Here is a 17,411-nt window from a genome sequence, read left to right as displayed (position 1 = left end):
TCGAAGGGAACCATGACCATGGCCGTGCACGAGCACCCGCGCCGGAGCTCCGGCTTCCACCTGCCGTCGTTCCGTGGGAACCGGACCACCTCCGCGTCCGAATCGGCAGTGTCTGCGGACACCGGCACCCACACCGCCCGGGCCTACGCCTTCGCGTCCCTGCGCCTGCTCACCGGATTCGTCTTCCTGTGGGCGTTCCTCGACAAGACCTTCGGCTTCGGCTACGCCACTCCCTCCGGCAAGGGGTGGATCGACGGCGGCTCGCCGACGAAGGGCTTCCTCGGCTCTGTCTCCGTAGGGCCGATGGAGACGACCTTCCACTCCTGGGCGGGCGACACCTGGGCGGACTGGCTGTTCATGCTCGGTCTCCTCGGGATCGGTCTCGCTCTGGTCGCCGGTGTCGCGCTGCGCGTCGCCGCCGTCGCCGGCACCGCGATGATGGCGCTGATGTGGATGGCCGAGTGGCCGCCGGCCAGGCACCTGTCGGACGGTTCGCCGAGCATGTCGACGAACCCGTTCGTCGACTACCACGTGATCTACGCGGTCGCCCTGATCGTCGTGGCCGCCGTCGCCGCAGGCGACACCCTGGGCGCGGGCAGGTTCTGGGCCAAGCTGCCCGTCGTCCGCGACCACGGCTGGCTGCGCTGAGCGCCGACGGTGTGGTGGGCCGGCCCGTGCGACCCACCAGCGCACCGCCGTGCGGGTGGTCTGTCGGGCCCGCATTGGGGACCAGTGGCCCCTGCACGAGCAGCGGCCCGAAGGCGACTCTGGAATGGGAATTCTCGACCCGGGAGGTGGAGATCATGCTCCGCACCATCATCGTAGGTCTCGACGGCTCGCAGGAGAGCAGGGCCGCCGCGGAATGGGCGGCTCGCGAGGCGAAGCTGCGCGGGCTGCCGCTGAAGATCGTGCATGTCTGGGTACCGGTGCCGGAGCCCATGGCTCAGGCACCCCTTCTTGGAACCGAGACCCAGCAACACTGGACCGAGCGGATTCCCCGGGAAGCCGCCGAGGGGGTCCGGCAGCGTCACCCCGGCATCGAGGTCCGCACCGAGCAGCTCTCGGGCCACCCGGGTGACGCGTTGGCCGAGGCGGCGAAGGACGCCGAACTGCTCGTCCTGGGCTCACGCGGATTCGGCGGGATCGGCGGGTTCATGGTCGGCTCGGTCGGCCTGTCCGCCGTCGCGCACACGGACACCCCTGTCGTATTGGTCCGCGCGCTGGAGGCCGCCGCCGACGAGCACGAGCTGGACCCTGCGGGCCTGCCGTCCGCCGCGACGCCGTTCCGGCCCGTGGTCCTCGGACTCGACGTCGAGCACCCGGACGAGACGCTGATCGCGTTCGCCTTCGACGCCGCCACGCGCCGTGCGACCTCCCTGCGGGTCGTCCACGGCTGGAACCCGCCGCCCTTCTACGCGTACGGCACCCCCGCCAACCCGGCGCTGCACGAGGCTCTGGCCCTGAGCGCGTCCGGGGCCGTGGCCGAGGTGATGCGCCCCTGGCGGAAGAAGTTCCCGGACGTGCAGGTCGAGGAGGTGTCCCGCTACGGCAGCGCGGCCCTCCGTGTCGTGGAGGCCTCGCGCGACGCCTCCCTCGTCGTAGTGGGCCGGCGCATCCGGCGCAGCCCCCTCGGCGCTCACATCGGACACGTCACGCACTCCGTCCTGCACCACTCCACCGCCCCGGTCGCTGTCGTCCCCCACAGCTGACCCGACCCGAGGAGAAGAGACCGATGGACCTCCCGATCGTCGTCGGCGTGGACGGTTCCGAACCCAGCCTCAGGGCCGTCGACTGGGCTGCCGACGAGGCAGCCCTGCGCGGTGCCCCGCTGCGCCTGGTCCACGCCTCCCTCTGGGAGCGGTACGAGGGCGAGTCCCTCGCGGAGGACCTCGGCAAACCGTCCGAACAGGTCAGGGCCGAGGACATCGTGCGGATCGCCGGACAGCGCGCGCGCTTGCGCCGGCCCGACATCAGGATCTCCACCGACGTGCTGCCGGAGGAACCCGAGTACGCGCTCGTCCGCGAGGGACGCGAGGCCGCCGCGCTGGTGCTCGGCACCCGCGGGCGCAGCGGCTTCGTCGAGATGCTGCTCGGGTCGGTCAGCCTGACCGTCGCCGCCCACGCGGACTGCCCGGTGATCGTGCTGCGCGGCAGCCACGACAACCAGGTCCGCGCCGGCACGGGCGGTCACGTCGTCGTGGGGATCGGTGAGAAGTCGACGGGCTCCGCCGCCCTGCGCTTCGCCGTCCAGGAGGCGACGCTGCGTCATGCGTCCCTGGACGCCGTACGGGCGTGGCGGTGTCCGGAGCACGAGACCACCGACCACCCCCTGCTGGCCGGTGAACCCGCGCGTCTCCACGAGCAGCAGGCCGCCGAGGTCCTGGAAAGGGCGCTGGAGGACATACCCGCGGAGCTGGACCTGCGCCGGCGCACGGTCGAGGGTCCCGCCCGCAGGGTCCTGCTCGACGCCTCGTACCAGGCCGACCTGCTGGTGGTCGGCGCACGGCGCAACCCGGGACACCTCGGACTCCAACTGGGGCGCGTCGCCCACGGGGTACTGCACCACTCCGCCTGCGCGGTCGCGGTCGTGCCCGAGCGGCCGTGAGGGAGGTGGGCCGTCTCGCCGGGGTCGGCCGCGACCGCTGCCGGACGGTCGTGGATGTCATCGACCGCTTTCCACGACTCGCGGTGCGCGCCGCCGCCGTACGGCAGCGGCGGGCCGACGTAGGCACCGGCAAAGACCTGAATCCGCGAGCACGGCGCCGCCTCGCCGAGCTTGCCGACTGGACCGGGAACCCCTGACCCGCCCCTCACCCCCGGAAGGAACTCACGCCATGACCGTACGCGTCGGCATCAACGGATTCGGCCGCATCGGCCGCACCTACCTGCGCGCCGCCCTCGACCGTGCCGAGGAAGGCATCCAGGACGTCGAGGTGGTCGCCGTCAACGACATCACCTCACCGGCAACCTTGGCCCATCTGCTCGAGTACGACTCGACGTTCGGGCGCATCGGACGCGATGTCCAGCACGACGACAGCTCCATCACGGTCGACGGACGCCGCATCGCCGTCACCGCCGAACGTGACCCGTCCGCCCTGCACTGGGGCGACTACGGTGCCGGCGTCGTGATCGAGTCCACCGGGCGCTTCCGTGACCGGGACTCGGCGGCCCTGCACCTGAAGAGCGGCGCCCACACCGTGCTGTTGTCGGCTCCCGGCAAGAACGTGGACGCCACCATCGTGATGGGCGTCAACGATCGTACCTACGACCGGAACAGCGACCGGATCGTCTCCGCCGCGTCCTGCACGACCAACTGCGTCGCCCCCATGGTGAAGGTGCTCGACGACGCCTTCGGCGTCGAGCGCGGGGTGATGACCACCATCCACGGCTACACCAACGATCAGTCACTGCTGGACGGCCCGCACAAGGACCTGCGCCGCGCCCGCTCCGCGGCCCTCAGCATCATTCCCACCAGCACCGGCGCCGCCCGCGCCGTGGGCCTGGTGGTGCCGGAGCTGGCGGGGGCGCTGGACGGGATCGCGGTCCGGGTGCCCGTGGAGGACGGCTCGCTCACCGACCTCGCCGTGGTGCTCGCCCGGGAGGCGGGCGTGGACGAGATCAACGCCGCGTTCGAGGCGGCCGCGGACGGCCCGCTGAACGGCATCCTGCGGGTGTCCAAGGCCCCGATCGTCTCCCGCGATGTGATCGGTGACCCCTCGTCCTGCGTCTTCGACCCCGCCCTGACCCAGGCCAACGGCACCCTTGCCAAGGTCTTCGGCTGGTACGACAACGAGTGGGGCTACACCAACCGTCTCCTGGACCTCACGGCCCTCGTGGCGGACGACTGACGCACCCCGACCGCCGGACATGACGGCGGAGGCGGGCCGGTCGGCGGCCGCAGGAGGGCCGACCGGCCCCCGGGCGGCCCCTTGCAGCCCATGGGATCGTTCCGCGTTCCGCCGCATGATCGAAGCAGCGAAGGCGACGGAGGAGAGCTGCCATGACGGACGACCTGCTCGACCGGCCCACGGTCCACGCCCTGCTCGCGGACGGCACCACCGTCCGCGTACGCCCCGCGCGGCCGGCCGACCACGAACAGCTGCAGGGGTTCTACGAGGAGATGTCACCGGAGAACCTTCGGCTGCGGTTCTTCGGAGTGAGTCGGCGTTCGGCCGCCATGGCCGCCGACCGGGCCTGCGCCCCCGCCCGCCCGGGATACCGTGCCCTGCTGGCCGAGGTGGACGGCAGGGTGATCGGCCTGGCCGAGTACGGCACCGGCAAGGACGCGGACGGCGACGAGGAGGGCTGCGCGGAGATCTCCATCGCGGTCGCCGACGGTCTGCACCACAGGGGCGTGGGCACCCTGCTCGTCGAGCACCTGGTCTCGGCGGCGCGCGCGGAAGGCATCACCACCTTCACCGCCGACGCGCTGAGCGAGAACCACGAGGTGCTTCGCCTCTTCGCCGACCTCGGCCTGCGCACCGCCCGTCGCTTCGAGGGGCCCGAGGTGCGCTGCACCATCCACCTCGACCAGGACGACACCTATCTGTCGGCCGTCGAGGCCCGGGGGCGCGCCGCCGACGTGGCCAGCCTGCTGCCTCTCATGCGGCCTTCCGTGGTCGCCGTGGTCGGTGCCGGCCGCACGCCCGGATCGGTGGGCCGGGCCGTTCTGCACCAGCTGCACTCGGGCGGCTTCACGCGTCGCCTCTTCGCCGTGAACCCCAGCGTCACCTCGGTGCTCGGCGTGCCGTCCCACCCGTCGGTCGCGGCGCTGCCGGTGACGCCCGACCTGGTGATCGTGGCCGTACCGGCCTCCGCCGTCCCCGCCGTCGCCGAGGAGAGCGGAAAGGCCGGGGTACGTGCCCTCGTCGTCCTCACCGCCGGTCTCGACCCCATGCAGGCGCGGGCCCTGCTGACCGCGTGCCGTACCTACGGCATGCGGCTGGTCGGCCCCAATTGTCTCGGCATCTCCAACACGGACCCGGAACTGAGCCTCGACGCGACCTTCGCCGCAGCGCACCCTCGCCCCGGCAGCGCGGGAGTCGCCGTGCAGTCCGGCGGAGTCGGCATCGCCCTGCTCGACGGACTGTCCCGGCTGGGCATCGGGGTCTCCTCGTTCGCCTCGCTCGGCGACAAGTACGACGTCAGCGGCAACGACATGCTGCAGTGGTGGGAGAGCGACGGCCGCACCGACCTCGCCCTGCTGCACCTGGAGTCCTTCGGCAACCCGCGTGCCTTCTCCCGTACCGCCCGTCGCGTCACGCGCCGCATCCCGGTGCTCACGGTGGACGCCGGCCGGACGGACGCCGGCCGGAAAGCGGCCGCCTCGCACACCGCGGCCGCCGCGACCCGCACCATGACCCGTGGCGCGCTGTTCACCCAGGCCGGTGTCACGGCGACCCGTTCGGTCGGCGAACTCCTGGAAACGGCAGCCCTGTTGCACTCCCAGCCGCTGCCCGGCGGCAGCCGCGTCGCGGTCGTCACCAACGCGGGCGGAGCCGGAGTGCTCGCCGCCGACGCCTGCGCGGAGGCGGGACTGGTCCTGCCGCCGTTCACCCCCGCGATGATCGACGAACTCCTCGCGGTGCTCCCGGAGGGTGCCGCCGTCGGCAACCCGGTCGACGCCACCGCCGCCGTGTCCGAGGAACAGCTCACGGAGTGCGTCGACCGGCTGACCCGGTGCTCCGGCATCGACGCCGTCATCGTGGCCCTCGTTCCCACGGCGGTTGCCGCGGCCACGGGCGACGACCTGGTACGGGCGGTGACCGCGGCTCCGGGCCGACGGGCGCGGCCCGTGATCGCCGTACGTCTGGAGCAGGACCGGTCCGTGCGGCTCCTGTCCGCCGGTGACGGCGGCACGATCCCCTCGTACGCCGAACCGCAGGCGGCGGCCCGCGCGCTGGCGCACGCCGCGCAGCGCGCCGCGTGGCTCGCCCGGCCCGCCGGCACCGTCCCCGCACTCGACGCCATCGAGACCGACCGGGCACGGACCGTGGTGGCGGAGCATCTGTCCGGGCTCTCCCGGTCCGGGCTTCGTCCGGGCGGAGGGACCGCCGGCGACGGCGGCTGGCTCGATCCGCGTACCTGCGCCGATCTCCTGGCCTGTTACGGAGTCCCGCAGATACCGTGGGCCTGGGCCGAGACCGAGGACGACGCCGTGCTCGCCGCCGACCGGCTGCGGGGCTTCGACGGCCGGGTCGTGATGAAGGCCCATTGGCCCGGACTGCTGCACAAGTCGCAGCAGCGGGCGGTCCACCTGGACCTGCGCGGTGACGCCCAGGTACGGGCCGCGTTCCGCGACCTGGAGAACCGTTTCGCGGGTCTGATGACCGGCGTGGTCGTGCAGCCCCTCGCCGACCGCGGAACCGAACTGTTCGCGGGTGTCGTCCAGGACGAGGTCTTCGGCCCGCTCGTCCTGTTCGGACTCGGCGGCACGGCCACGGAGGTCCTTTCCGACCACGCGGCGCGCCTCGCCCCACTCACCGACCGCGACGTGCACGAGCTCATCACCTCGCCGCGGTGCGCCCCGCTGCTGCTGGGCGCGAACGGCAACAGCCCTGTCGACCTCGAAGGACTGGAACAGCTGCTCCTGCGGCTGTCCCGGATGGCGGTGGACCTGCCGCAGCTCGCCGAGGCCGACCTCAACCCCGTCCTGGCGGCACCCGGCGGCGTCACCGTGCTCGACGCACGGGTACGGCTGCTGCCGCGCAGCCCCCAGGACCCGTATCTGCGACGACTGCGCTGAGGAGGGAAGACGGCCATGAGGTACGACAAGGTCGGCTCCGTGATGACCGCGGACGTCGTCCGCGCCGAGTACGGCACCCCGTTCAAGGAGGTGGCCCGGCTGCTGACGGACCACCGGATCAGTGGACTGCCGGTGGTGGACGAGGACGACAAGGTGGTCGGGGTCCTGTCCGAGACGGACCTGATGATGCACCAGGCGACCGTCCCGGATCCGTATGAGCCGAAGCACCGTGCGCGGCTCGCCGAGCTGACCCCCGGCGCCAAGCGCCGCACGGCGAAGAGCAGAGCCCGCACAGCGGGTGGGCTGATGACGACGCCACCCGTCACCGTGCACGCCGACGACACCATCGTCCAGGCCGCCCGCGTCATGGCCCAGAAGCACGTGGAACGACTCCCCGTCCTCGACGAGGAGGACCGGCTCGTCGGGATCGTCACCCGCGGTGACCTCCTGCGGGTCTTCCTGCGGACCGATCAGGAGATCCGCAACGAGGTGATCGAGGAGGTCCTGGTGCGCACGTTGTGGCTGTCCCCGCGCAGCATCGACGTCTTCGTGACCGAAGGCGTCGTCACACTGGCCGGTCAGCTGGAACGCAGGAGCGAGACGGAGATCGCCGTGTCGATGACCCGCCGGATGGACGGGGTGGTCGACGTCGTCGCCGATCTCACCTACCGGCTGGACGACGCGCGCCTCCGCCCCGGACAACAGGCACAGGTACCGCACGGCGTGACCGAGGACTGGCTGCGCCGGCTGTGAAAGGAGGCGGACCGCCATGACCGACACCGTGTTGGTCACCTACGGAACGACCAACGGATCCACGGCGGAGATCGCCGAGGCCGTCGCCGACATCCTGCGCAAGGACGGGCTGACTGTCGAGTCGTGTCCAGCCGGGTCCGTGCGGAGCGTGGCACCCTACGACGCCGTCGTGGTCGGCGGCGGGCTCTACGCAGGACGCTGGCACAAGGACGCAAGGCGCTTCGTGCGCCGGCACCGCGACGCACTCGCGCGACGTCCGGTGTGGTTCTTCAGCAGCGGACCGCTGGGTGACGCAGTCGCCGAGGGGGACATCCCGCCCGTGCGCGGCGTCCAGCGGACCATGAACCGGCTGGATGTCAGGGAGCACGTCACCTTCGGCGGCTGCCTGAAGGAAGGCGCCAAAGGACGGATGGCGGGAATGATCCTCCGCTCCGGGAAGGGCGGCGACTTCCGTGACTTCGGCGCGATCGAGGCGTGGGCCCAAGGGATCGCGGACGCACTGACACACGCTTAGGAGGAGGCGTCGTCCGGCCATTTCGGACCGGCCTCGGTACCCGGCACGAACCGGGCATCGGGGCCGGCTTCATGGCATCGTCCGCGCCGGTACAACGGCAGCGAGGTCGGCGGCCTCGTGCAGGAGAGTCCTGACCGCCTCGCTCCACTCCACGCCGGTCCTTCGGCCCACCACGACCGCACACGAACGGCTCCAGGCCGCTCCTCGCGAGCCTGGAGCACGGATCCGTCGAGCGTTCACCCGGTCTTGTGGCCCCAGCGTGGCCCCACCTGATCCCATTCCCTGCCCCACTCGTCGACGCGGCGGCAGTCGAGCCGCCACCGGACGGCCGCTCCGGCGCCGAACACCAGGCCGGCAAGAGCGGCCGCCGCCCCGGCGCCGAGGAAGGCCGCCTCGATCGCCGCCTCGGCCGAGCTCTGCGGCGCGGTGGTGAGGCGGGCGTGGCCGTCCTGCCAGACCGTGACCCTGGCTCCGGCCTTGAGGCCGGTGTCCACCTGGGTTCGTCCGGTGTGCGTCGAGCCGTCGGACGCCACCCAGCGCACGGATGCCATCCGGCGGCCGTAGGCGCCGCCGCGTGCGGCGGCGCTGAGGGGGACGTCGTTCAGGAGCACGGCCCGGACGGGCTGCCTCTCTGCGCGCCGCGCCGCGAACGCCTCGTCCGCGGCATGGGCGGTCACGAGTCCCGCGACGGAACCGCCCACGGCGAACACGGTCCACACGGCCAGCACGATCCACGCCTCGACGATGTCGTCGCGTCGTCGCAACGGGTTGTCGCGCCACCGCCACAACCGCTTCTTCGCGTACCTGCCACTGGACATCAGCCCGCTCCTCCTCGTTGCCGTGACCCTTTTGACGGTGACAGCGGAGGCCGTTCCACGACATGGGCCGAGCAGGCGCCGGCACAGGGCCGCCCGGCACCGGTTCCACGGTCGGCAGGGGCCGTTCAGCCCAGCACATGACGAAGCCCGACAACGCCCTGCCCGGCTCCGGGGCTTCCGCCGGGGTCAGGAGCTGCCGCGCCCGTGGACCGATGCCGGGGACCGTTCGGCGAATGATGGGGCCGGACGGCCCAAGCGGGGCAGGCCACAACCGGACAAGCTGGATGTGTAGGGCAATCCCGCTACTCGCAAAGGGATGGGGAGGAGCGTCATGAAGGGCTTCGTTTTCCACGGCCCCGGGCAGTCCGCCTGGGAGGATGTCCCGGACCCTGCCATCAAGGAACCCACCGACGCCATCGTGCGGATCGGCACGGTCACCATCTGCGGCACCGACCTGCACATCCTCAAGGGGGACGTGCCCGAGGTGCGCCCGGGCACGGTCCTGGGGCACGAGGCCGTCGGCGAGATCGTCGAGGTCGGCAGCGATGTGCGGACCGTACGTCCGGGCGACCGCGTCCTGGTCTCCTGCATCAGCGCCTGCGGGCGCTGCCGCTACTGCCGTGAGGGCAGTTACGGTCAGTGCCAGGGCGGTGGAGGCTGGATCCTGGGCCACCTGATCGACGGCACCCAGGCCGAGTACGCCCGCGTTCCCTTCGCAGACCTGTCCGTGCACGCCCTGCCCGGCGCGGTGGAGAGCAAGGACGCCGTCCTGCTGGCGGACATCTTCCCGACCTCCTACGAGGTGGGTGTGCTCAACGGGCAGGTACGTCCGGGCGACACGGTCGCCGTCGTCGGGGCCGGTCCCATCGGACTCGCGGCCATCGCCACGGCGCGCCTTTTCGCGCCCGAGCGGATCGTCGCCGTCGACCTGGCCGCCTCCAGGCTGGAGGCCGCCAAGCGACTCGGCGCCGACGCCGTGGCCGACGCCGACGAGGAACCCGAGCAGCTGATCGCCGATCTCACCGACGGCCTCGGCGCGGACGTGGTCATCGAGGCGGTCGGCGTGCCGGAGAGCTTCGAACTGTGCACGCGCATGGTGCGACCCGGCGGCCACGTCGCCAACGTCGGCGTCCACGGCAAACCGGCGACGCTGCACCTGGAAGACCTGTGGATCAAGAACGTGACGATCACCACGGGTCTGGTGGACACCCGCTCCACGCCCACGCTGCTGCGCATGGCCACCGCCGGCCGGCTGCCCACCTCGCAACTGATCACCCACACCTTCCCTCTGGAGAGCATGGAGGAGGCCTATGACGTCTTCGCCCGCGCCGCCGACACCGGGGCCCTGAAGGTGGTGCTCGGCGAACCGTCGCACGAGGAGGTCGCCGTACCGGCGGCCTGAGGAGAGGACGGCAGGAGCCATGACCGAACACGCGCAGGCGAACGTCACACAGGGCCTGCCCTCGGGCGACCTGGGCCGGCGACTTGCCGCACGCCGTGTCCGGCTCGGTCTGACGGCAGAGGAGATAGCTGCCCGAGCGGGCGTGGCTCCCAGCTACGTGAGGCACCTGGAACAGCACCCCGGAGCCGCGCCCGGCCGAGGCACGCTGCTCAGCCTCGCGGCAGCGCTGCGGACCACGGTATCGGCGCTCACCGGCGGTGATGCCGATGTGCCACCCGGTCGTGAACAGGCAGCACGCTCGCCCGAACTGACCGAGTTGAGCGTGGCCGAGTGCGCGAAGCTGCTGTCGACGCACGGCGTCGGAAGGCTCGCTGTTCCCACGGAACTCGGGCCCGTGATCGTCCCTGTCAATTACAGCGTCGTCGATGACGCGATCGTCTTCAGAACCGCCCGCGGCGCGACACCGTCGCTGGCATCCGGATGCGTCGTCGCCTTCGAGGTCGACCGTGTCGACGACACCTTCAGCCAGGGCTGGAGCGTGGTGACGCGCGGGTTCGCGCGCACGGTGACCGACCCTGATGAGGAACATCGGCTCGCGAAGCGGGCGTACAGCGCGCCGTGGAGCGGCGGGCGGCGTGACATGTGGGTGCGCATCGAGCCGTACGCCGTCACGGGACGCCGCATCGTGACCTGAACAGGTTCCGGCGTGTGGAATCGGGGTTGCCAGGTGAGAGACGAGAAGACGGATGTACGCCAACGACGGATTTCGCGAACTCGACCGGCGGGAATGCCTGGCTCTGCTGGCCACCGTGCCCGTGGGGCGCATCGTGTACACACGGCAGGCGCTTCCCGCCGTCCTGCCGGTCAACTTCTGCCTGGAGCCTGACGGCGCGGTGGTCGTGCGCACCTCGGCCTCGTCGGAGCTGGCGAGCGCGATCGACGGAGCCGTGGTGGCGTTCGAGGCCGACGAGGTCGACGCCCGCGCGCATTCCGGCTGGAGCGTCGTGGCCCTGGGGCCGGCCACCCTCGTCACCGACCCCGTCGAGCATGCGCGGCTTCTGAGGACCGGACCTCGTTCCTGGGCGCCGGCGCCGCAGGAGGTCTTCGTCCGCATCGCCCAGGAAATGGTCACCGGACGCCAACTCATGGGAGGACGTACCGTGTACGGCGGGCTTCCCTCTTCCTGAATCCGCCCCCTCGTCATCACGTCGTCGGTGAGAGCGCCCGTCGCCCGTCCTCGTTCTGTCCGAACGGCCCCTTGAACAGGGGCCGTTCGGCATCCCTCCGGGCCTCGCGGCTTCTGCCCGGGGTGACCGTCCACGAGGAGCATCGTTCGAGGGGGCCGGCGCGTTCACCGAGCCGTCGCCTCCCCCCGAAACGCTCACTCGAGGAAGGGACGGGCGCGGCCATGACCTCGCATCGCATAGTCGTCGGAGTGGACGGCTCTCTGATTTCCACCAGGGCGCTGGACTGGGCCGCGGCCGAAGCCGTACGGCACGGCACCGGACTGCGCGTGCTCTACGCGGTCGCCGACCGCGACGAGGCCGCGCCGGTCCTGGCCAACGCCGTGTCACGCGCACACGAGCGGCATCCGGAGCTGAGCGTGGAGGCCGTCACGACGGAGGAGGGAACGGCGCGCGCGTTGGCCGGTGAGAGCGCGGACGCGGTCCTCACCGTCGTAGGAACGCGTGGCTTGGGCGCATTGACCGGCTCGGCGTTCGGTTCGGTGAGTCTGCGGCTGGCGGCGCTCACACGGGGGCCACTCCTGGTCGTCCGTGGGGACCACCCGTGCGACAACGGGCAGGACGTGCTCCTCGGCCTGGCGGACGACACTGATACGAAGGCGGCGGAGTACGCCTTCCAGGAGGCCGAGCGGCGCGACGCGCGACTCCGTGTCCTGCATTCCTGGAGTCATCGGCGCATCACCCCCGAACTGCCCTCCCTGACATCGGCGCGCGGCATCGGCCAGGAACAACTGTCCAGGGACGCCCGGGCAGAGGAAGCCGTACCCCGCTTCGCCCTCACGCGACTTCAGGACCGGTATCCCGGAGTCACGGTGGAGACCCACACGGTCCGAACCCCGCCCGCGGACGAGCTGCTGGCCGCCACCCGGGAGGCCGCCGTGGTCGTCATCGGCGCCCACCGCCGTTCGAGCGTGCTCGGTCCGCGCCTGGGTCCGGTCGCCCACACGCTGCTGCACCGGGCGCACTGCCCGGTGGTCGTCGTGCCCTGTGGATGACAGGTCCGCGGGTCGGCCGGCCCCACGACGGACACCGCTCAGGGCGACGGAGACAGCCCACGCTCGCGCTTGTGCTGTTCCTGGAACGGCGCGGCCGAGCCCCATCACCCTCGAAACAGGCTTGAGAACCTGGGTGGTGGCAAGGCGTGCGGCTCACACTGGGCATGACCGCTAGCTGCGAAGACGTCAGATCAGACCATTCGGACGCCGGCACTATCGGCTTGTTCCCGGCTCCGGCCGAGCGGCGGCAGTTGACTGAGGATCATCAGGATCAGCCCGGCCAGCAGGAGCGCGTTTCCGCCGAAGAAGCGAACCTCCCAGGAGACGCTCGGCAGGAGCCGGAAGTAGAAGAGGCTCTGCACAACGACGGGGGCGCCCGTGAGGACCGCACCGAAACCGTGAAGCTCGGACCTGGTGACGTGCCGGCGCGCCGTGGGCAGGAGCCATCCTGTTCGGATCGTGACGACTCCCAATACGATTGCCAGCATCCCCAAGAAGGCGCCAGTTCCTACCACCCATGTCATGGTGTTGCTCCACTCCGACCGCAACACGCCCTAGCGGCGCCCGGCCCGAAGGTGCCGACATTGTCGCTGGGCCCGGTCGTGTCTGACCATGCCGGGTCCAGGCAATCTCCGTCCCGCTTCGCAGCCGCCGGTGCGTTGTGCCCGGCGCGGCGGAGGGAGGGGCGTGGGGGAGCGAGGCGGCCAAGGCCGCGCGTGGAGGACGGAGCCGCGCTCCTCTGCCGTGCGGCCGGTCAGAGAGCGACGATACCCTTACCGCCGAAGCTGCACGGCACGGTCCGGAAGCGCCGCCGGGTGAGTGACCCGTCGCGGTTGACCGGCGAACTCGTCGACGATGCCGTTGACCCCCTGGCCGGGTGGAGTGCCCGTCCGGGGTGGCTGTAGCGGCGACGGTGCCGCGTTCGGTGGCCGTGTTGCCCAGGAGGATCAGCCGCGGCCGTGGTCGCAGGCCCGGAAGCCGCTGAGGGCGGAGCCGCCCGCGTTGGAGGCGTAGAGCAGGTCACGGGTGTCGACGATCCAGCAGGTGGCCGACTGCCCATGGCCGCGAAGGCATCCCGGGATGCGATGCCGTCACGGTGGATGGTGAAGGTTGCGGCGGCGTTCGTCCCGGCCGCGACCAGGAATGGGCGGTGGCGGCCGTTGGGGACGAAGGCGAAGGGTGCGGCCCCCGGCAGGTTCGTGGTGACCGGTGAGTGGGCCCGAGCGGTTCTGGTTGAACACCAGGAGACTGCTGTCGTTCGCTTTGGTGGTGACGACCAGTTGGGAGCCGTCGCCGGTGAAGTCCACCTGCCCTGGGGTGTTCGTGAACTGCGGTGTGGCATTCTGGCCGAGCCCCAGACGGCGGAACAAGGTCAAGCTGTGCTTCACCCCGACCTATGCGTCCTGTGCGAACCCGATCGAGGCCCACTTCGGACCGCTGCGGCAGTTCACGGTCGCCAACTCCAACCACCGCAACCACACCGCCCAGACGCTCGCCCTGCACGCCTACCTGCGCTGGCGCAATGAGAACGCTCGCCATCCCGACGTGCTGGCCGCTCAACGGAGTGTGCGCGCCCGCATCCGCAGTGGGAAGGGCCTCCGCTGGGGAGGGCGGCTGGTCCTGCAGTCAGCACTGGCGGCACTGACGCCATGACGTACAGGCCGGCCGGCGGGATCGTGGCAGGGGATGGCTCTATGGGCTTTCGATTGCGAGCCTGCTGGCAAATGCGATCATGGCAACTCCGCCGCTGGCCTTCAGTACCCGGAGACGGCGTCTTTTCGCCAGAAACCATGTCCGCATGGCTCCGGCGGCACAGACCCAGATGGTTTCGATGAGTGCCTGGACCACGCCTCCGGCGAGGCCGATGACCAGCATCTGGAGGACAAAGTTCCCGCGCGAGTGGTCAACGAACTGAGGTAGGACGGCCATCAGCGACACGATGCTCTTCGGGTTGGCGACACCGACCAGGAAGCCCTGCCGCACCGACCGCGTCCACGAACTGCTCGGGGCATCGGCTGTTGCGGAGGACTCATGCACGGAGTTGGACCGGGCGGAGCGCAGCGCATTGACGCCCAGCCAGAACAGGTAGCACGCGCCGACGACCTTGACTGCCATGAAGAGCTTGGCCGATGCCGCGACGATTGCTCCGAGGCCAGCGACGACCAACACCAGGAGTACCAGACCGCCGAGGGCATTCCCCAGCACGATCCACATCGCAGATCGACGCCCCAGGGTGATGGCACGGCTGGTCTCAAGCAGGACAGATGGTCCCGGGATCGCTGACAGCAATGCCGACAGAGTCAGGAAACCGACGATCAGGCTCGGGTTTACGGGCACAGGACGGACGATAACCGAGGGCGTATTCGTCGGGGAAGAGCAGTGCCCGGTCCGCGATTGCGGTACCCAACGCCTTCAGCGGTCAGGTCAGACGTCACTGTCCATCCAGCGACGCGCCCCGCCCGCCGACCCGGCGAACCTTTCCGGCCGCGGCGCTAGCAACGAGAACCCACTTCCGGATGACCACAGGCCCGGCCACGACCAGCGGAACAGGGTGCGCAGCGATAACTTCGTACATTGGGCCGGTATCGAAGAAGGCCTGGCCCCCGTCCGGAAGCGTGTGCGGCCCCGGAACGTCCTGCCGTCGGCAGCGGCGGTTGCCGTGACTACGGTGGCCCTAGTTGCTGTGAACTACACGACCTCGTCATCCCCTGACCGCGAAGCTGCGGCACCCGCGATGAAAACGGCGGCACCCACACCCCGCGCCTCAGTGACGACCGCTCGTGAGGCAGACAAGCCGATCGTCCTTCTGTCTGACGCGTTTCCGGTTCATGTGACGGACGGCGGCGGTGGGACCTTCACCAGGCTCGGCTCCGCCGTGCTGAAGTCCTGCACCGAGCCCGACTCGGTCGGGTCGGCACTGGCTGCTGGGATTGCTGCCGGCAGAGGATGTCTCGGCGAGGAGATCGCTCTGTACAAGGACAAACACGAGAACCAGTTCAACCTGGCCATCTTCACAATGAAGGTGGCAAGGCCGTTTCGTTCTGATCCTGCAGGTGATGCATGACCAAAGGAGTCTGCCCAGACTCAGTCCTGTCGATGGGGTGCCGCGCGGCGTATGGGCTGAGAGGCTGCTCAGCCGCCGACCGCAGTGACGTTCATTGCGCTAAAATGGCGCAGTTCCTTTACCGAGGAAGGTAACGGACGATTCATCGTGAGGGTCGGTCAGAAGGCGGATCTGGCGCACGGGGCCGGTCTGCAGTCGCAAGTGAACCTCAGCGCCTCTCAGGGTGTCCGCGAGCCCTGGGGGAAGGTTGCACAGCACGCCACCCCACAAGCCCGTCGCAGGGAGGAACATGCCCAGGTCGACCTCCACGGCGATCTGTTGATCACCAACGAGCAGCCAGCCGTCTTCAGAGCGCAGATGATCTGCCATGCCCTCATTCTTCACGCATGGGGTTTCCTGCGCGCCCGTTCCATTTCGGAATAGCGGGAGTCCGGTCACTGGCGGTCTGTGGTCCTTGGGAGCGGGAGCGGTTCAATGTTGTCTGTGGAGCATCGCGGAACGGGAGTTGGGCGACGGCGAATGGCGGGGGAGATCGCCCGCCTCAATGAGGGCTACACCATGATCGACGGGGACGTCTTCAAATCCAGCAGCTTCCCGCAGCGGGCTGGACGTGTTCTTGCACGGATCGGGCGGCCGGAGTCAAGGATCAGGTCAGGGGACGACGATCAGTTTTCCTACATGTCGACGCCGGGCGAGTTGTGCCTGGGCCTCGCGTACCTGCCCGAGCGGGAAGGTCGCGGCGACGACGGGTCTGACGTCGCCGCGTCGGGCAATCTCCACCAGGTGGTCGAAGATCCGCGGCGTGTGCATGGTTGAGCCCACCAGCGAGAGGTTGGCGAGGTAGAGCCGCCGCACGTCGATGTCGACAGCCCAGCCGTCGAGGGCACCGGCAACCACCCAGCGTCCCCCGGCCCTCAGCAGTCCGAGGCCGGGGCCGAGGACCGCGCCGGCAACGACGTCGACGACCGCGTCGTAGCCCTCCGGCGCTGCCGCGGCTGCGTCGGCGAGCACCTCATCTCGTCGCCTGTCCACCACAGCGTCGGCACCGGCGTTGCGGACGGCCTCCCCCTTGTCGCCGCTGCACACCGCGACGACGCGGGCCCCACGGGAATGGGCCAACTGGACCGCTGCCAGGCCGACACCGCCCGAGGCGCCGGTGACGAGGACAGTGTGGCCCTTCGAGACGGACCCGCGGTCGAGCATGCCCAGCGCGGTGCCGTAGGCGATGGGAAGGGCCGCCAGTTCCACGTCCGTCAGGGGCGAGCCGTCGACGGAGTGGGCTCGTGTGCTCGGCACCACGACGTACTCGGCGAACCCTCCGTTCCGCTCGCTCCCGAGCACGTCGGCCGGGCGCGCGTCCGGTCCCGGACCGTCGTACTCGGCCGGGTCCACCAGCACCCGCATCCCGATCAGTCCGGTGGCTGCCTCGTCACCGCAGGCCACCACCGTGCCGGCCACGTCGGCTCCCTGGATGCGCGGGAAGTCGAGCGGACCGAGCCATCCTGTCCTGACATCCGGGTCCTCTGCCGCACCGTAGGAGCCTTCGCGGGTCCACAGATCGGTGTTGTTGCAACCTGCCGCGGCTACCCGGACCAGCACCTCGCCCGGTCCCGGGCGTGGCACGGGCACCTCGCGCTCCTCGATCACATCGAGGTCTCCGTGGCCCGTGATGACGACAGCCCGCATCGTACGAGGAAGGAGCGGTGAGAGCAGATCGGACGTTGGCGGGGAGGTCGGTGGCATGCAGACAGGCTCTCATGCGGCCCAGAGCGATCGTCTGCCTAGACCGTCAGACACTCGATCAGGAACCGCAGGGTGCGGCCGGGCAGGTCCCCCGAAAGCAGAAGAACCTGCGGGTTGGGGGTCCTGCGGATGC

The 17,411-nt window shown here is 70.4% G+C and carries 18 protein-coding genes and 1 pseudogene; 14 read left to right on the top strand and 5 right to left on the bottom strand.

What is annotated here, in order from left to right:
* The first annotated feature begins 18 nt into the window (after positions 1-18).
* From ACFYYF_RS12750 to ACFYYF_RS12715, 8 genes are all read left to right on the top strand, one after another.
* Positions 19-648, top strand: a complete 630-nt coding sequence (locus ACFYYF_RS12750) for a hypothetical protein (protein ID WP_388775692.1) — start codon at positions 19-21, stop codon at positions 646-648.
* 155 nt (positions 649-803) lie between these two features.
* The gene (locus tag ACFYYF_RS12745) at positions 804-1,709 is read left to right on the top strand and encodes a universal stress protein (protein ID WP_388774496.1); all 906 of its coding nucleotides are present in this window, start codon (positions 804-806) and stop codon (positions 1,707-1,709) included.
* 23 nt (positions 1,710-1,732) lie between these two features.
* Positions 1,733-2,605, top strand: coding sequence for a universal stress protein (locus tag ACFYYF_RS12740; RefSeq protein WP_388774493.1), 873 nt, complete (start codon positions 1,733-1,735; stop codon positions 2,603-2,605).
* A 5-nt stretch (positions 2,606-2,610) separates the two neighbouring features.
* Positions 2,611-2,802, top strand: a complete 192-nt coding sequence (locus ACFYYF_RS12735) for a hypothetical protein (protein ID WP_388774490.1) — start codon at positions 2,611-2,613, stop codon at positions 2,800-2,802.
* Between the two features lie 32 nt (positions 2,803-2,834).
* Positions 2,835-3,848 (top strand): type I glyceraldehyde-3-phosphate dehydrogenase, encoded by a 1,014-nt coding sequence (gene gap / locus ACFYYF_RS12730; RefSeq protein ID WP_388774487.1) that lies wholly within the window; start codon positions 2,835-2,837, stop codon positions 3,846-3,848.
* 152 nt (positions 3,849-4,000) lie between these two features.
* Positions 4,001-6,745: a GNAT family N-acetyltransferase gene (locus tag ACFYYF_RS12725; protein ID WP_388774485.1), complete on the top strand. Its 2,745-nt coding sequence runs from the start codon at positions 4,001-4,003 to the stop codon at positions 6,743-6,745.
* A 15-nt stretch (positions 6,746-6,760) separates the two neighbouring features.
* Positions 6,761-7,498, top strand: a complete 738-nt coding sequence (locus tag ACFYYF_RS12720) for a CBS domain-containing protein (RefSeq protein WP_388774481.1) — start codon at positions 6,761-6,763, stop codon at positions 7,496-7,498.
* Between the two features lie 16 nt (positions 7,499-7,514).
* Positions 7,515-8,012, top strand: a complete 498-nt coding sequence (locus tag ACFYYF_RS12715; protein WP_388774479.1) for a flavodoxin domain-containing protein — start codon at positions 7,515-7,517, stop codon at positions 8,010-8,012.
* A gap of 236 nt (positions 8,013-8,248) precedes the next feature.
* Here the strand turns inward: ACFYYF_RS12715 and ACFYYF_RS12710 are convergent, their stop codons facing one another.
* Entirely contained in the window at positions 8,249-8,830 is a 582-nt protein-coding gene (locus tag ACFYYF_RS12710; RefSeq protein WP_388774476.1) for a hypothetical protein, read from the bottom strand.
* A 331-nt stretch (positions 8,831-9,161) separates the two neighbouring features.
* On the opposite strand from ACFYYF_RS12710, the gene ACFYYF_RS12705 reads away from it, so the two are divergent.
* The 4 genes from ACFYYF_RS12705 (at position 9,162) to ACFYYF_RS12690 (ending at position 12,471) form a co-directional block, all read left to right on the top strand.
* Complete coding sequence (locus ACFYYF_RS12705; RefSeq protein WP_388774474.1) at positions 9,162-10,232, top strand: zinc-dependent alcohol dehydrogenase family protein; 1,071 nt, start codon at positions 9,162-9,164, stop codon at positions 10,230-10,232.
* 19 nt (positions 10,233-10,251) lie between these two features.
* Positions 10,252-10,926 carry a helix-turn-helix domain-containing protein gene (locus ACFYYF_RS12700; protein ID WP_388774471.1) on the top strand — a complete coding sequence of 225 codons (675 nt, stop codon included), beginning with the start codon at positions 10,252-10,254 and terminating at the stop codon, positions 10,924-10,926.
* A 52-nt stretch (positions 10,927-10,978) separates the two neighbouring features.
* On the top strand, positions 10,979-11,419 hold the full coding sequence (locus ACFYYF_RS12695; protein ID WP_388774468.1) for a pyridoxamine 5'-phosphate oxidase family protein: 441 nt from the start codon (positions 10,979-10,981) through the stop codon (positions 11,417-11,419).
* A 221-nt stretch (positions 11,420-11,640) separates the two neighbouring features.
* Entirely contained in the window at positions 11,641-12,471 is an 831-nt protein-coding gene (locus ACFYYF_RS12690; protein ID WP_388774465.1) for a universal stress protein, read from the top strand.
* A gap of 191 nt (positions 12,472-12,662) precedes the next feature.
* Here the strand turns inward: ACFYYF_RS12690 and ACFYYF_RS12685 are convergent, their stop codons facing one another.
* A complete protein-coding gene (locus ACFYYF_RS12685) occupies positions 12,663-12,995 on the bottom strand; it encodes a hypothetical protein (protein ID WP_388774463.1) in 333 nt (110 codons plus the stop codon).
* An 838-nt stretch (positions 12,996-13,833) separates the two neighbouring features.
* Here ACFYYF_RS12685 and ACFYYF_RS12680 point away from each other — a divergent pair.
* Positions 13,834-14,124 (top strand): annotated as a pseudogene (locus ACFYYF_RS12680) (IS630 family transposase); the annotation flags it as partial.
* A 39-nt stretch (positions 14,125-14,163) separates the two neighbouring features.
* Here ACFYYF_RS12680 and ACFYYF_RS12675 read toward each other — a convergent pair.
* The gene (locus ACFYYF_RS12675) at positions 14,164-14,808 is read right to left on the bottom strand and encodes a LysE family translocator (RefSeq protein ID WP_388774460.1); all 645 of its coding nucleotides are present in this window, start codon (positions 14,806-14,808) and stop codon (positions 14,164-14,166) included.
* Between the two features lie 346 nt (positions 14,809-15,154).
* On the opposite strand from ACFYYF_RS12675, the gene ACFYYF_RS12670 reads away from it, so the two are divergent.
* Positions 15,155-15,535: a hypothetical protein gene (locus ACFYYF_RS12670; RefSeq protein ID WP_388774457.1), complete on the top strand. Its 381-nt coding sequence runs from the start codon at positions 15,155-15,157 to the stop codon at positions 15,533-15,535.
* 99 nt (positions 15,536-15,634) lie between these two features.
* Here the strand turns inward: ACFYYF_RS12670 and ACFYYF_RS12665 are convergent, their stop codons facing one another.
* Both ACFYYF_RS12665 and ACFYYF_RS12660 read right to left on the bottom strand, forming a co-directional pair.
* On the bottom strand, positions 15,635-15,904 hold the full coding sequence (locus tag ACFYYF_RS12665) for a hypothetical protein (protein WP_388774454.1): 270 nt from the start codon (positions 15,902-15,904) through the stop codon (positions 15,635-15,637).
* 282 nt (positions 15,905-16,186) lie between these two features.
* Positions 16,187-17,221 carry a zinc-binding dehydrogenase gene (locus ACFYYF_RS12660; RefSeq protein ID WP_388774451.1) on the bottom strand — a complete coding sequence of 345 codons (1,035 nt, stop codon included), beginning with the start codon at positions 17,219-17,221 and terminating at the stop codon, positions 16,187-16,189.
* Positions 17,222-17,411 lie beyond the last annotated feature (190 nt).

The organism is Streptomyces sp. NPDC001914 (genome assembly GCF_042891215.1).
In the GTDB taxonomy this organism is placed as follows: Bacteria; Actinomycetota; Actinomycetes; order Streptomycetales; family Streptomycetaceae; genus Streptomyces.
This window is presented reverse-complemented; position numbering and strand designations above follow the sequence as displayed.